At 37.0% G+C, this 14,595-nt stretch carries 17 protein-coding genes and 2 riboswitches; of the genes, 4 read left to right on the forward strand and 13 right to left on the reverse strand.

The genetic code is table 11. From position 1 onward, the window contains the following. The first annotated feature begins 433 nt into the window (after positions 1–433). Positions 434–1,084, forward strand: a complete 651-nt coding sequence (locus tag ACFOUV_RS11280; RefSeq protein ID WP_379496872.1) for a DUF3889 domain-containing protein — start codon at positions 434–436, stop codon at positions 1,082–1,084. 154 nt (positions 1,085–1,238) lie between these two features. Here ACFOUV_RS11280 and ACFOUV_RS11285 read toward each other — a convergent pair whose 3' ends face one another. From ACFOUV_RS11285 to serC, 7 genes are all read right to left on the reverse strand, one after another. Beyond that, positions 1,239–2,105, reverse strand: a complete 867-nt coding sequence (locus ACFOUV_RS11285; RefSeq protein WP_379496873.1) for a hypothetical protein — start codon at positions 2,103–2,105, stop codon at positions 1,239–1,241. A 56-nt stretch (positions 2,106–2,161) separates the two neighbouring features. Then, entirely contained in the window at positions 2,162–2,458 is a 297-nt protein-coding gene (locus tag ACFOUV_RS11290; RefSeq protein WP_379496874.1) for a hypothetical protein, read from the reverse strand. Between the two features lie 235 nt (positions 2,459–2,693). Continuing rightward, positions 2,694–3,014 (reverse strand): YolD-like family protein, encoded by a 321-nt coding sequence (locus ACFOUV_RS11295; RefSeq protein ID WP_379496875.1) that lies wholly within the window; start codon positions 3,012–3,014, stop codon positions 2,694–2,696. 310 nt (positions 3,015–3,324) lie between these two features. Beyond that, positions 3,325–3,579 carry a hypothetical protein gene (locus ACFOUV_RS11300; protein ID WP_379496876.1) on the reverse strand — a complete coding sequence of 85 codons (255 nt, stop codon included), beginning with the start codon at positions 3,577–3,579 and terminating at the stop codon, positions 3,325–3,327. Between the two features lie 129 nt (positions 3,580–3,708). After that, positions 3,709–4,008 carry a hypothetical protein gene (locus ACFOUV_RS11305; protein ID WP_379496877.1) on the reverse strand — a complete coding sequence of 100 codons (300 nt, stop codon included), beginning with the start codon at positions 4,006–4,008 and terminating at the stop codon, positions 3,709–3,711. A gap of 675 nt (positions 4,009–4,683) precedes the next feature. Further along, a complete protein-coding gene (locus ACFOUV_RS11310) occupies positions 4,684–5,883 on the reverse strand; it encodes a phosphoglycerate dehydrogenase (protein WP_379496878.1) in 1,200 nt (399 codons plus the stop codon). Beyond that, positions 5,880–6,980, reverse strand: coding sequence for a 3-phosphoserine/phosphohydroxythreonine transaminase (serC, locus tag ACFOUV_RS11315; RefSeq protein WP_379496879.1), 1,101 nt, complete (start codon positions 6,978–6,980; stop codon positions 5,880–5,882). Before serC ends, ACFOUV_RS11310 begins: the two co-directional genes overlap by 4 nt. A gap of 94 nt (positions 6,981–7,074) precedes the next feature. Beyond that, a riboswitch (glycine riboswitch) is annotated at positions 7,075–7,156 on the reverse strand. 105 nt (positions 7,157–7,261) lie between these two features. After that, a riboswitch (ZMP/ZTP riboswitch) is annotated at positions 7,262–7,342 on the reverse strand. 156 nt (positions 7,343–7,498) lie between these two features. On the opposite strand from serC, the gene ACFOUV_RS11320 reads away from it, so the two are divergent. The 3 genes from ACFOUV_RS11320 to ACFOUV_RS11330 all read left to right on the forward strand — a co-directional run bounded on the left by ACFOUV_RS11320 (position 7,499) and on the right by ACFOUV_RS11330 (position 10,204). Beyond that, positions 7,499–8,203 carry a DUF421 domain-containing protein gene (locus ACFOUV_RS11320; protein WP_379496880.1) on the forward strand — a complete coding sequence of 235 codons (705 nt, stop codon included), beginning with the start codon at positions 7,499–7,501 and terminating at the stop codon, positions 8,201–8,203. A 145-nt stretch (positions 8,204–8,348) separates the two neighbouring features. Then, positions 8,349–8,750: an ion channel gene (locus ACFOUV_RS11325; RefSeq protein WP_379496881.1), complete on the forward strand. Its 402-nt coding sequence runs from the start codon at positions 8,349–8,351 to the stop codon at positions 8,748–8,750. A gap of 470 nt (positions 8,751–9,220) precedes the next feature. Continuing rightward, complete coding sequence (locus tag ACFOUV_RS11330; protein WP_379496882.1) at positions 9,221–10,204, forward strand: TIGR00341 family protein; 984 nt, start codon at positions 9,221–9,223, stop codon at positions 10,202–10,204. A 70-nt stretch (positions 10,205–10,274) separates the two neighbouring features. On the opposite strand, the gene ACFOUV_RS11335 is transcribed toward ACFOUV_RS11330, so the two are convergent. The 6 genes from ACFOUV_RS11335 to ACFOUV_RS11360 all read right to left on the reverse strand — a co-directional run bounded on the left by ACFOUV_RS11335 (position 10,275) and on the right by ACFOUV_RS11360 (position 14,393). Next, positions 10,275–10,454, reverse strand: coding sequence for a hypothetical protein (locus ACFOUV_RS11335; protein ID WP_379496883.1), 180 nt, complete (start codon positions 10,452–10,454; stop codon positions 10,275–10,277). A gap of 123 nt (positions 10,455–10,577) precedes the next feature. Then, positions 10,578–11,153: a general stress protein gene (locus ACFOUV_RS11340; protein WP_379496884.1), complete on the reverse strand. Its 576-nt coding sequence runs from the start codon at positions 11,151–11,153 to the stop codon at positions 10,578–10,580. A 159-nt stretch (positions 11,154–11,312) separates the two neighbouring features. Continuing rightward, positions 11,313–12,278, reverse strand: a complete 966-nt coding sequence (locus ACFOUV_RS11345; protein WP_379496885.1) for a TRM11 family SAM-dependent methyltransferase — start codon at positions 12,276–12,278, stop codon at positions 11,313–11,315. A 119-nt stretch (positions 12,279–12,397) separates the two neighbouring features. After that, positions 12,398–12,760, reverse strand: a complete 363-nt coding sequence (locus ACFOUV_RS11350; RefSeq protein ID WP_379496886.1) for a nucleotide excision repair endonuclease — start codon at positions 12,758–12,760, stop codon at positions 12,398–12,400. Positions 12,761–12,862: 102 nt separating this feature from the next. Next, positions 12,863–13,303, reverse strand: coding sequence for a small multi-drug export protein (locus ACFOUV_RS11355; RefSeq protein ID WP_379496887.1), 441 nt, complete (start codon positions 13,301–13,303; stop codon positions 12,863–12,865). Positions 13,304–13,553: 250 nt separating this feature from the next. Further along, positions 13,554–14,393: an endonuclease I family protein gene (locus ACFOUV_RS11360; protein WP_379496888.1), complete on the reverse strand. Its 840-nt coding sequence runs from the start codon at positions 14,391–14,393 to the stop codon at positions 13,554–13,556. Positions 14,394–14,595 lie beyond the last annotated feature (202 nt).

A 14,595-nucleotide genomic window follows, 5' to 3' on the forward strand; every position in this document is an offset into this window, starting at 1 on the left:
ATAAGGAATACTTCATTTCGTCAAAATGAATTAAACTTGATATAGCGTGTTTAATCATGACTACTCGTGCTTAAGTGGAAATAGATGCCATTGCCTATAAAATGCTACCAAATAGTAAGGTATAATCCAAAATTTAAAAAATTTAGTAAAGTAGAACATTACTTAACCCTTGATGTAAAGCGATTTTCCAGTTTTTTCAGAATTAAGATATTGTTAGGGAATCTAACATTAATTTCTATAATAAAAAATTGTATAAAGGCTTGCTAAAAAACATACATGCCAGGTGATTGCTAGACATTTTACCAGAAAATAATAGTTTTATTTTTTTATGTAGATCTGTCATGTTAACTCTAATTCCAGGTTTCTGTCACAAGCCAACCTTTAAACATCATATAGTATCAGGAATATTTTTAGTTTTTAAGGAGGAAGAGATATGTATCCGAATTACCGGTATCACCCACAACATTATTATCCAGCACCCCCTTCTGTACATCCTGATTACAACTATAATAATGGTTATCCACCCTACCCGTATGATCGTCAACAATCCATTAGAGGTCAGGCTACTTGGACAGATGGTGGACAAGTAACAAAATGTGAAATTCCTTGGTCCGAGGATGAATTTATGACAACCGCTGTTGGTGATACTTCACCTTACCAGTGCGGAGATACGCTGAAAATCAGAAATGTCTCTGCACCTGTCGGAAGAGAAATTATTGTCAAAGTAGTTGATCAAGTGGAAGGCTACCCACCTAACAAAATCAACTTGCATCGAAGAGCTTTTCAAGCACTTGGCGTAAGCCCGAATGTTGGTGTTATTAATATTGAAATCATTCCCTCACCGGAGTTAGAGCTGGAAAAGTGGGGAAAATATTTATTAGCAGTGACACAAACGGCATATCCGGAATATGATATCACGGACTACAGATCATCAGGAAAATCAGTACTTTCCTCTACGCAAACAAAAGAATCGTATGATTTTATCCTGCAATCTCACCAAGAAACAATTAAAGTACAAGGAAATGTGATCTACAATCCTAATACCGACCGAATAATTTCTTTCGATATAAAAGAACTCAATTAAAGGTGAATGGAGCCTGGAAAGTAATTATCCATGCTCCTTTGTTTTGTGTTCTGCACTCTAGACAGATAACACTAGAGGAATATTCTTTGTCATGATTCTCCAAATTTCACACCCAAAAAAAGGCCTCCATCTGGAAGCCCAATTTTGTCTGCTATTAATTTTCCAATACAAGTGAAAGACTGTCTACAAAAATACCGAAAGCACCATCATCATCTGTTGCTATCATAATTTGTGCTCCTTTTGTTTCATCTGGTGCTTTGTCAGTTAATAATTGGTGGTAATTCCAGCTTCCTTCTCCGTTGACTGGCTGCGTGAACCTTTCTGCTGTAAAACTTTGTGCTGTGCCAATAGGATTTTCATTAGAATCAAGAAATTGAACGCTTACTTCTGTTCTTGAATTTGTTGGGAAAGATGAAAATGGATTAAGAGATGATAAAGTTACATTAAGACGGTATACTTTATCATCACAAAAGCCTGAAGTTATATTTTGCGTGATGCTTGAACCTGGAAAGAGATAAGCTAAATTCTCCCCTTCATGCGGGTTGATATCAAATGGAATATTAGTGTTAAACGGTATTACCAGTGCAGTACCATTAACCATATATCCTGCTAAATCTCCTGTTTCAAAACTACCATTGGTTACAAGTTGAGTACTAACACATTTTTTCTCTTTCTTTCCTTTTTTCTCTTTATCGGTTTTACTATCACTTGCATGATTGATTACATAGACAGTCGAATTACCGCTATTTTTAATTTTATTAGCATCTTCAATTTTTGCTTTACCTACATCCGTAATGATATCTAAATCACTTTGAGATTGTTCTGAATCCTGTTTTGTTTTTTGAGTTTGCTTCTGCGCCTGTTCCTGGTCTTGGTCTTGCTTCTGGTCTTGGTTTTGTTGTTGAAGTTGAAGTTGAAGTTGAATATCTTTTAAGATAGATAATGTTGTGTTTAGACTATCTTCTAATTTTATTTTATTTTCCAGTTTATTTTTAATAAGAATTTCTAGTAGAGATGACACAATTCTCCTCCCTTCTTTACTAAATTCTTGAGGCACACGAAAAGCTGATTAGTAGGTTACCAACCACAGCAACAATCATGACGGCGGTCACGGTCACGGTCATGGTCGTCTCTTATAAATACATCGTCTGCAAGAATAGTCACTTCATCTGCATTGATTACTAATCTTCTGTTACGATGATCATCACATCTTCTTCGATCATCATCAAATCGATTTTTCCGTCTTCTATCATCATCACGTCTACGTCTGTCATCCACATCTATAACGTTTACTCTGTCTGTGCGAATAAGAACTTCATCTACATCGAATCTATCATCATCTCGACGGTTTCTTCTGCTTTGATATACTGACATTTAATTTCCCTCCCTTCTTGCCTTTACTACACCATATGTTAGTAAAAAAACAATGAATAGACAGAAGCATCTACTTTCTATAAATGTGCTCTTTCATCTCCTTTGAACGCACAATAAAAAATAGATTGATATAACAGGGAAACTAACAAAAAAGACAATTCGAGTTATTAGGTCGAATTGTCTAAGCTTTGTATATTGTATAGCTAATTAAAGTATATTCTTATACGTATTTCGTTTAGTTAATTTTAATATCCAAGATATCATGCAAGTTAATTTTGGTCCGTTCATCATTATCAATTTTTATAAAACCTTGCATTGTATCGATCTTAAATAGCTTCCCGTTCATAATTTTAAAGTCGTGTTCAGCATAATATGTAATCTCTGCTGTTAAATTATTGTGAATTGCCAAATGCAACTTCATATTTATTTCTTCCAGCTGCTGCTCATCCAGAATAGGCTTTTCTTTATATTCCTTCTGTTCCCACATATCCTTTAGAAGTTGAATATGCTCAGGCAGCATCATAGCAGTCCACTTTATACTTCCGCGATCGTTCATTTTAAGCCCCTACCCTTATTTTCACCGGACCACATGAAAGGATATTGTCTAATCGAAACGATCGCACTTTTTTTCGGTAATAACAATAGGCCAGAACCGAATTATCGTGAATACATATTATTCGTATAAATCGCTGTGTCACCATATTTTCCTGATCTATATAGAAAATAACTATCTTCTCTTTATTCTCCATCGAACGTATAAGTAACCCTTTCATGCTGAACCCTCCATCTAAGAACAATTGTTCTGAACACATGTTCCTATTTTATCATAAAAGAGAGTTATGTATACAGTAAAAATTTACTAATTCCTATTGTCTTTCCTCTTCTTCATCCATGTCAACATCTTCAAGTTCAAGCCAGGAAAGCATTTCACCTACAACCGTATTAATTTTTTCATCAACCATTTTTGTACCATATTTTTTCTTGGCGCGTTCTATGTTCGTAAAAACTTCCTCACTAAAGTCAATAATTTGCGTATCACTTTCAAGATTATTAAACAGATCCAAAATTTCATCCAGTGCCTTATCGAATCGTTTACTTTCCAATTCCGTTGCTTTCATCATTGATCACCCGTTCTTAATATATCCAAAAACATATTAAACATATGTAAAAGGATCTAAATTAAAAAAATCACTTACTAATAATAGAATAAAAAACAGGCCTCAATCAGGAGACCTGTTTGTATGGACCAATTACATTTCATCGTCTTCTTCATCGTCAGTATCCGTTTCGGTATCTGATTCTGGGTCTGTTTCTGTTTCTTCATCCATATCTGTTTCTGTATTTGTATCTGTTTCACCATTTGTATCTGTTTCCGTATCCGTTTCTGTTTCTACTTCTGTTTCTGTACCGTCGTCCGTTCCATCACTCGGTTCTTCTACTGGCGTTTCTACTGGATCTTCTACATCAACGTCACCACCATCACCACCGCAAGCCGCTAGAACTACTGATGCAAATAACATCGGCGCTACCCATTTAATACCTTTATTCATACTATCAATCCTTTCTAGTTGGTTATATGATACCTATTTCCGATAGGAGCAGTTATAAAACCTTTTTTTATTCATAATTGATTACTGCTCTTTTCTAGAAGATTGTTGTCTTTGCCAAAAAATATATAAACTCCGAAGTAACTGCTGGTTGAATTGGTTTCTATAAGTAACTGCTTTCCCCTCCGTCCGGGATCGCTCTGGGCGGATGCTTTCCGCGGGCACGGCCTCAGCCCCGAAGAGAAAACCGCTCTTCTGGTCTTCGGACACGTGCTTTTCCCGCAGGAGTCACCGCCCGCCGCTCACCCGGACTGGTGAAGCTGGGTGTTATTGTTTTTATAAATAACTAATGTAGTTAGCAGTTTGTAAACTTAAAACCAGCTCTGGGAAATACACGGAAACTCCTGTGGGAGGAAAGGCATCGGTGAGACCCCCGTAGTGCAAAGCACGAGGAGGGCTCACCAGCCGCCCACGGAAAGCGGAGTGTATACGGGCTGCGGGTTGCCTGAGTAACTTTTTTTCATTTCTTATTGCTACAGATCTAAATTGGATAAAAGTTACTTCGTAGTTTATCTCAACTGCGAGGATTATAAAGCAACAAACAAGAAAAATACCAGTCCCTCACTATTAGTAAATAGCGGGAGACTGGCACAGACATTTTATTCTCTTTTATAAGATTTATATCACACGTATGGTAATCATGCCTTCGATCTGTTTAATTTCTTCCTCTAAGCCAGGAATAACATCACCATTTACTTCATTGTCAATATCAATCATTGTGTAAGCATAATCTCCACGGCTTCTATTAATCATATCAGCAATGTTCAAATTATTGTTAGAGAATGCTGAACTGATTTGACCAACCATGTTTGGAACATTACGATGGAAGGCTGTTACACGACTTTTTCCTGTATAAGGAATTGATGCGTTAGGAAAATTTACTGCGTTCTTAATATTTCCAGTTTCAAGATATTCCTTTACCTGTCGGGTAGCCATAATTGCACAGTTCTCTTCTGATTCTCTTGTAGAAGCACCAAGATGTGGAACTGGTACGGCATTTTTCATATTTAATATGTTTTCATTAGGGAAATCCGTAATATATTTACCTACTTTTCCACTTTCAAGCGCTTCGGCCATATCGTTTTCATTCGCAAGCCCACCTCTGGAGAAGTTTAAAATATGTACTCCAGGTTTCATTAGATTAAATGCTTTTTCATTAAACATTTCACTTGTATCTTCCGTCAAAGGAACGTGTACTGTAATATAATCTGCTTCTGCAAATAATTGTTCCATCGTCATCGCTCTCTCTACGTTACGAGACAGCTCCCAAGCTGTATTGATAGAAATGAACGGGTCAAAACCAATAACATCCATATCCAAGTCCAATGCATCGTTTGCTACAAGTGCACCAATCGCACCCAGACCAATAACCCCTAATTTCTTTCCTTTAATTTCATTACCGACAAACTGTTTTTTCCCTGCTTCAACAAGACTTGGAACTTCATCACCTTTACCTTGTAGCGTTTTTGCCCATTCAATTCCAGCAAATAAATTACGTGATGAAGCCATTAATGTAGTTAGTACGATTTCCTTTACAGCATTTGCATTGGCTCCTGGCGTGTTGAAAACAACAATCCCGTCTTCCGTACACTTGTCGACTGGAATATTATTAACACCTGCTCCAGCGCGTGCAATTGCCTTCAAATTAGGGTCGAATTCCATCGAATGCATATTAAAACTACGAACAACAATCGCGTCCGGATTTTCAGATTCATTATCGATTGCATAATCACCGTTATTGAAAACATTTAGCCCGGTGTCTGCAATATTATTTAATGTCTTTATTGTTTTCACTTTATCTAATGTTAGTGTGCTCATTTTCTCTCCTCTTTCTGTTCGTAGTTAGTTTCAAAATCGTTCATAAATGTAACCAATGCTTGAACTCCTTCTATAGGCATTGCATTATATATGCTGGCTCGCATGCCTCCAACAGAACGATGTCCTTTTAACGTCTCAAGCCCCTTCGATTGTGCTTCCTTTACAAAGGCAGCATCCAATTCAGTAGAATCGGAAACAAAAGGAATGTTCATTAGCGAACGACTATCCTTACGTACCGGTGATTTAAATATAGAAGATTCCTCAAGGGCATGATATAGAATTTGTGCTTTCTTTCGGTTTATTTTTTCCATTTCCTTTATACCGCCAAGACTTTTTAGCCATTCAAAAACAAGCTTGGCCATATATATCCCGTATGTGGGTGGTGTATTATACAATGAACCACTCTCACTATGTGTTTTATAATCAAGCATAGCCGGGCAATTTTCCGGTGCGCGACCAATTAAATCTTCCCGAATAATAACAACAGTCAATCCAGCAGGGCCGATGTTCTTCTGTGCTCCTGCATAAATTAAACCAAATTTCGATACATCGATTTCTTCTGATAAGATATTGGATGACATATCCGCTACAAGTGGAACGTCCCCTGTATCTGGAATCTCTAAATAAGCAGTTCCTTCTATTGTATTATTTGTTGTAATATGCACATAATCTGCTTCTGGATCAATCATACTCCGGTCAACAGCAGGTATATATGTAAAGTTATCATCCTCTGATGAGGCGATGACACGAATAGTTCCAAATTTCTTAGCTTCTTTGATTGCTTTCTTTGACCATGATCCCGTATTAACGTAGTCTGCTTTTCCATTTTTACCGAGCAGGTTCATTGGGACTGTTGCAAATTGCTGTGAAGCTCCTCCTTGAATAAAAAGCACTTTGTACCCTTCAGGAATAGCCATTAATTCTCTCAGCAGTTTTTCAGCTTCTGTAATAATATCCGTAAATAGTCCGGAACGATGACTTAATTCCATCACAGACATACCTGAATTTCTATAATTGACTACTTCTTCTTGAGCTTTCTCCAATACTTGCAGCGGGAGCATAGAAGGACCTGCTGAAAAATTATATACTCGTTTCATGTTAACACCTCATCCTTATTATTCTTTCATCAAGAGATATAAAAAAGAGACTGGTCTCCCAATCTCATTAAACATCAAATAACATAAAAGTAAGTGTTATTCTTCTGTCCTTTTGCCTGAGATCTTGAACCCTTCGGCGTTGCAATTATTCTTGCATCCTCTCCAGAAGCTGCTCCTGTTATAGTCTGACCCACAACAATCATAGCTTTTTAAACTATTCAATTATATAAGAATATCCTCGCCTCCTAATAGCACAAAGAGGCAAGGGGAAATTCTCCCCTTACCTCTGCCCAGGCGAACGACAATTCGATATCATATGCTCCCTCGCGGTTATCCGCGTTTCGCCAGTTGCATATGACCTTTAATTTGTTATAATCCTACCAAATTTTTCACTAAATTACAACCTATAAAATGAATTTCCTTAAAATTCTTCAAGCAATACCTAAAATGTATTTTTAAAGTAGATATTGGTAAGAATAATAGTATACGATTATTCTAGTTTATCGGGGGAGTAAGCGATGGAGCTCATACAAATGTCTATGAAGCTAATTATAGGATTTTTTTTGTTGTTTTTACTAATCAGAATTATCGGGAAGAAACTAATAGATAAATTTACGCCATTTCATTTTATTTCAGCAATTGTTTTAAGCGAGTTGTTAGGAAATGCCGTCTATGAAAATAGTATCTCTATCATTTATATCATCTACACGATACTTATATGGGGAATTTTATTATTTACAGTCGAATATATCGGTCAAAAATCTTTATTCTTAAGACAATTGTTCGAGGGGAAGCCATCCATGGTGATTCGAAACGGAAAGGTTGACTTTGAAGAGATGAAAAAAAGTCGTATTAACATGAATCAATTGCAAAGTTTATTGCGTCAAAGCGAAATTTTTTCCATTCGTGAAGTTGCATTTGCATTTATCGAATCGAATGGCTCTATTAGCGTATTAAAAAAATCAACCTATCAAAAGACAACCTTAAAAGACTTTAATATGCCTTATCAAACTGTATACCTACCTATAACACTTATCAAAGATCGGGAGTTAATCATTGAAAATTTAAATGAAATAAATAAAGATATTGCCTGGTTAAAACACGAATTATTAGCAAAGGGCATTAATAAAATGGAAGATGTCCTTTTTGCTGAGTGGTTGGAGAATGACGGATTATTTGTTGTGCCACATATATCTTTAAAAAGCTCTAAAAATCAATTATAAACACTATATATAACAATAACTTTGATTTGCTTCTATGACAGCACGATTAGCCCTATTTACTTCATTGTCAATATCTTCCATAGTTTATTCCCATACGGTTTTGGGAATGGTTTCTTAAACCATATAGAGATGAAAGGGTATTGACATGTATAATTTTTTAATCGGAGCAACGATTGTATTTATAGCAATTAATCTTTATTATTTTTTTGCAAATAAAACCTATCGAAAAAGTTATTTCAGTACAGCTCTTTTTCTAAAACTGTTTTTCGTTTTATGTGGCGTTTTAGTTGGTTTCGCCCTACTGTACTACCTTCTATCTTTAGAGGACGTTATTTTAGTTGAAAGTCTTACCAATCGGGAACCAGTTGAACCTACCTTCTTGAATCTCCTTTATTTTAGTGGAGAGACCCTTTTCTCAGTAGGGTATGGTGACATGCTTCCAGTAGGATCAGTACGTTTCTTTGCAATTATTGAATCTGCAATCGGTGTTCTCCTGCCAACAGCTTACTTCATGAAAGCTCTGGATTCATCGAATAAGAAGGATTAACAGTGATACCAAATTATCAGAGCTTATCGACATTCCGGATTTTTTGAAGGTTATTAAAATGTTTTCTCTTAAATATTAACTCTGTTTACTAAAAGATTGGAACTGGTTACGCGCCCCACCGAAAAAAAACTGTTGTTATTGACATAATTTGTAAAAACTACGAAGTAACTGCGATCCCGCCGTCCACGGAAAGCGAAGTATATTTCCCAGAGCGGCCGCCGAAGCTCCCATCTTATGTCGCAATTTATCTCTACTGCGAAGATTGAAAAGCAACAATACTTACGAAGAGATCCAATATCCAAATGTTACGATACAGAAGTTTCATAAGTATCCATGGAATTGAGGATATGTTTAAACGGCAGAAGTTTCCAGTTTTAAAAAAGTGAATTAGCATCATTATTCATTATTAAAAGAGAAATATAGGCAACAATAAGGCGTAATATTTTCTTTGTATATGGGAGACGAACATTATGCCATTACAGTTGCTTGAAATTTATGCCCCTAAGGACTTTTTAAATATAGAAGAAATAAAAGATCATTTTTCTGTTATTTCCTATTGGTATTCCGAAGAAGAGAAAAAAAAGCATTTAACACGGATTCTATTAGAAACCAATGACGTAGAATCAATGCTTGATTATTTGGAAAGGTTGCCCGGTGGTGAAGACGTTTATCAAGTTATGTTGCTGCCGGTACAAACATATCTTCCAAGGAAAAAAGAGAAAGAAGAAGGGGATGAAAAAAAGGACCTGCAGCGGGCGAGTCGGCACGAATTATATACGGCAGTTCAGGGGTCAAGCCGTATAAGCGTCAGTTATATTTGGTTTATTATTTTCTCCGCTATCGTAGCTACGGTTGGCATTATAAAAAGCAGTCCAGCAATCGTCATCGGTGCGATGGTAATTGCCCCACTTATTGGTCCCGTAACAGCTATTTCATTTGCTTCCGTTCTCGGTGATTTTAAATTAATACGTCAGTCCATTATTACATCTCTAGTTGGAATAGGAATTCCAGTAGTAATTGCCGCTATATTTAGTTTTTTCTTCGATCCACCAATTTACAGTGATGAGTTTCTTTCGCGGACAGACATTCAAATTATTGATGTAATTGCGGCGCTCGTATCTGGTGCTGCAGGTGCACTTTCTTTTGTCAAAAGAAATACAGGTGCTCTTGTAGGTGTTATGGTTTCAGTAGCCTTGCTCCCGCCTGCTGTTGTATTCGGTATGATTCTCGGAACGGGGAATTGGACTGAAGCTCTTGTCCCGTTTATTCTATTAATGGTCAACATTTACTCAATACTTTTATCGGCTGTAATTGTTTTCTGGTTAAGTGGTATTAAACCAAACAATTGGCAGGATCTGCAAAAGGCAAATATATCCCGGAAACGTTCTCTTCTATTTATTTTAACAATCACTGTTATACTTATAACCGCTATTCTTTTTATCAATTTTGTCTGATACACGGGACTAGGGACAGGTTTATCATCTCAGTTTTACCGACCAACGGAGAAAAGGAACCCCCTCATCCCTACTCAAGCTCTTGATATGCTTTCTGATATTTTCCACCAGCAGCAACTTCAGAATGGTACAAAGCCTTAAGGGCGAAGCTTTTCTCCAGATCGTGTTCCTCCATCATTTGTTTTAATCGCTTTTGTAATTCCTCGTTGTTGCTAACCAATTTTTTCATTTGAGATTTCATGTACTTCATCGATTCTAAAACTCCCTTCCATATAAAATATGTTATGTAAGTATAGCATTAATCATCTACACGGTAAAAAGGGAGAGGAGAACTCTTGTAAAGTTCTTCTCTCCTTCGTTCCTGAAAAATATTTTATAGTTTATTTGAGCCATTTCCTTCAATGATTACTGCTTCAGGATACATCGTCGTGTTAACCGTATCATTTGTTAAGAAGGTGCGGTAGACAAAGTTTTCATTATTCTCGTTTGCTTCTACCATTACAATGAGTTTTCCGTCCTTCAGATACTGTTCATACTGTTTCGCTTGCTCTTCCGGTATACCGGCTCCAACCAGCGCACCGACAAGTCCTCCACCACTGGCACCAATACCAAGACCCGCAAGTGTTGTTGCCAACGGGCCTGCTGCTAGTAGTGGACCTACACCAGGGATTGTTAATAATCCAGCTTCAACAATCAAGCCACTAATACCGCCTAGTACACCGCCCGAAACAGCACCAATTCCAACACCTTTTCCTGCGTTTTTGCCTCTTCCACCTTTATTTGATGATACGTCTGTGTTTGTTTCCTCTTCAATATCTTTTACTTTATCCTTGTCTTTAGCAAAAACGGATATGTCTTCTTTTCCATATCCTTGTGCTTGCAACTCTTTAATAGCTTTCTCTGCATTCTTAACATTAGAGAAAACGCCACCGATTAATTTTTTATCCATTTTAACATCAGCTCCTTTAATTTTGTCTATACTTCTTGCATACCCGGTCTGATGAAAATGAATCATCTACACAATGATAGATGGTTAAAATAAAAATCAATCCTTTGCAAATAATAACAGAGAAGACAAGTGGTGTCCCCTCTGTTAAGCTAGTTACTATCACTCACATACGATTACTTCACGAGTAAATAATCCTGATAGGTCTTTTTTAGCAACCGCCCTATCCGTAATTGAAAATCCCGCTGCTTCAATAACTTCATCGATCGGCTCAACCGTTACGACGACTAGTTTATCTGCAAATCTCCGAGCACTTTGGAGCATTTCTAGTTGCTCTTCATCTGAGATAACCGAACATAAATTATAAGGCAAATCAATAATTGCGACATCATAGTGGTTCGTGATATCCCGAATATCAGCTAAGTTTACTTCTCCCTCAAGATTAAAATGTTCGATGTTTTCTCTTACGCCATTGATGATTAGACGATTTCTGTCGCTTCCTACGATATCAATACCCATCGATAGAGCTTCTACTAGTACTGTCCCAATTCCACAACAGGGATCAATTGCTTTGATGTCGTGTGGAATTGGAATAGCAATATTTGCAACCGCCCTTGCCACACGTGTACCCAGCGCAGTCGAATATTCATGTGGCTTCTTCTGATGTTGCAACCAGACAGGCTCGCTTTTCGTATAGTCGCCGAATACCCATCTCCCGTTCACGTTCGTTACGCCAAAAAGTCGATCGGCATGATCTAAATCCGCTTCCCCATAAACATGTAAGCCGATTTCTTTCTCAACTATACGCCGTCTCTTGAAGCCTTCCTTCTCTGCTTTTGCAAGAGCCCTATTTTTCACATAATTTACTTTGAATGTTGCTCCTTCTAAATCCAACGTTTCTGTTTGCTTGAGAAGGTCCTGAAAGTTCTCCTCTTCAAAAATCACACGGATTCTTTCTTTCATAAATGGACTTCTTGAAGGATCAACTTCCACAAAGCTTTCTAGTACTTTATTGTCCGTATCCTTTCCAAAAAAGGAACGCATTTCCAGAGCACATAAAGAGCGCTCTTCCTCAGGGTAGGAGTACATATATACATAGGTCGATAAATCTTGATTTGTAAATTCCAAGTTCGTTTTCATCCTTTTATCCAGTATTCTTAAGCCTCTCATAAGCCCTTATACATTTTTGGGGAATTAAAAAAGCAATAGGCATCGTCTAACATGACTGTCCGTATTGCTTTTATTCATCAGGTTTGCTTATAGAATACTTTATCTACATTGTATTTTGCCTGAAGTTTATTAATGATATACGTTTCATAGATCTCTCTATCGGCTGGTTCTTCAACCAAACAAATCTCAATTTTCGTAACTTCATCGCGATGCATTTTCATTGGCGATACAGTATCCTGAAAATGTTTTTTAATTCTTGGTCTTAACTTTCTAGCTTTTCCGACAAATAATAACTCATCATTGTCGTTATAAAACATGAAAATACCGCCCTTTTCTCTTGTGATCAAGTGAAAATCGGTAAATCCATAAATATTACTTAACTCTGGATTATTCTGTTTCATAATGGTAACATCTGGTTTCGGAATGGTTATATCTATCACTTAAGCTTCACTTCCTCTATCTACATTAATGTATAGAATATCATAATTCGGAACAAAGGGATAGTTTATCGTCCCACTTAGAATACCCCATGTCTTATCTATTTATAGGAAAATATCTAAGCCTAGTATCGTAGCTAGTCCAATAATTAATGTCCAAACACCGATACTAATCGTCAACCAGAGTGTAACCCACTTTTTTTCAGCGCCAAGGGACATCCCAATAAATGCAGCAATATGCGTCCCCGTTAATATTGGACCTAACATAGCAAGTCCAGGGAGTCCATACTTGTTCCAAATCCTTTTACCACGATCTGAACGTTTCGAAGGCTCTTTTCCATTTTTCTGTTGTCGCTTTTCGTACCAAACCTTCACTTTTTCAAATCCATAAATAACCGGGATAACCGTAAGTAAATTACCAATAAATGCTAAAAACATTACCCAAAATGGCGATAAATCTCTTATTATTCCCAATGGGATGACGACTGCAATTTCCAGCCAAGGAATAGCAGCTCCTATAAAAACTAATATATATTCGTAAATCATCGTATCCTCCTTTACTAACGAATTCACAATACATTAAATTAAATACAAAACGAAGACTGTTAAAATCCTACCATTTCCTACAAGTAAAGGAAAGCACGAAGCTTTAATAGAAATCCATTAGGAACAAGGCTTTATCACCCCACTTAAAATTCAAAAGCGAAACGCCAGCTCACAAAAAGTGGGTGCTGACGCTTTACTTTATAGCAACGGGACAAAGAACTATTCCCTTGTTGTAATTCAGTTTTGAACATCATTCCCAAATCTCCACTGCCCACTCCGGATGATCAATAAATGGATTACGGTTATGTTGGTAATCGTTGTATATAATTTCATTTCTTCTTCTTTCAAAATCGTCAACCGGGTCCGCTTCATGCCATTCCAGCAATACAGAGAGCCTGCCATGATATGGTTCAGAACCGTTGTTAACCTGATCGTTTAATTCTAAATTCAGTTCTCCACTATCTCCTTCATATCGCACGTCCATATAGAATAGCATTCGCGCAACGTCACCTTTTACATTATCCCTTGGTTCCCAAGAATCTGAGTCATAATAGTTTCCATCTGCTTCTATATGTTCCCTGCCACCCTCATCAAAGTCAAAATTACTTCTTGCACTGTTTATGGAAACATCTGTTGGTCGCAAATGGTGAAGGTCTGTACCAGCACCCGTTGCAGTTCCAAAATCTCCATGCGATTTTGCCCAAACATGTTCCCTGTTCCAGTTATCCGTATTTCCGCCATTTTCATATTCTCCTTGGGACCTGCCTGTATAAAGAAGAATAACATTAGATGAATTACTTGGATCTTCATCTGTTTCACGAAGTGCTTCCCAAACATTTGAATAGGAAATTTCAGTATGATCATCAATAATATTATGTAGTGCTGCTTTTAACTCTTCGCCACTTTTGCCGGATGCTGCCTCGTAATAATCATCTGTTGGTGGTGTTTTCGGATCAGCTTCAAGTAGGGACAGTGGGATCTCTCCCGTTGAGACATTTATAAATGTCGTATAAAGTGGTTTTGAAAATAGGAGAACAAGAATAATAAATAAGATTAATAACAATAGTATTCCTTTAATGTTTTTCGGCAAGGGATTCTCCTCCTTTTGCTTCGTTCTACTGAATGGCAAGGATTGTATATGTTGTTTAAATTAATATACCATCAAAATGCAGTATCAAAAACCATCGATAAGTCGTGTGTCTAAAGTATGGCTATTTAGTGTCTGAATTAATTGCTGTCAAATGTATCTGCTTTCTTATCTACTAAAAGTGCCTGATTCCAACCGTTTAATA

It is taken from the genome of Oceanobacillus longus (genome assembly GCF_042650085.1).
Classification (GTDB): domain Bacteria; phylum Bacillota; class Bacilli; order Bacillales; family Amphibacillaceae; genus Oceanobacillus; species Oceanobacillus longus.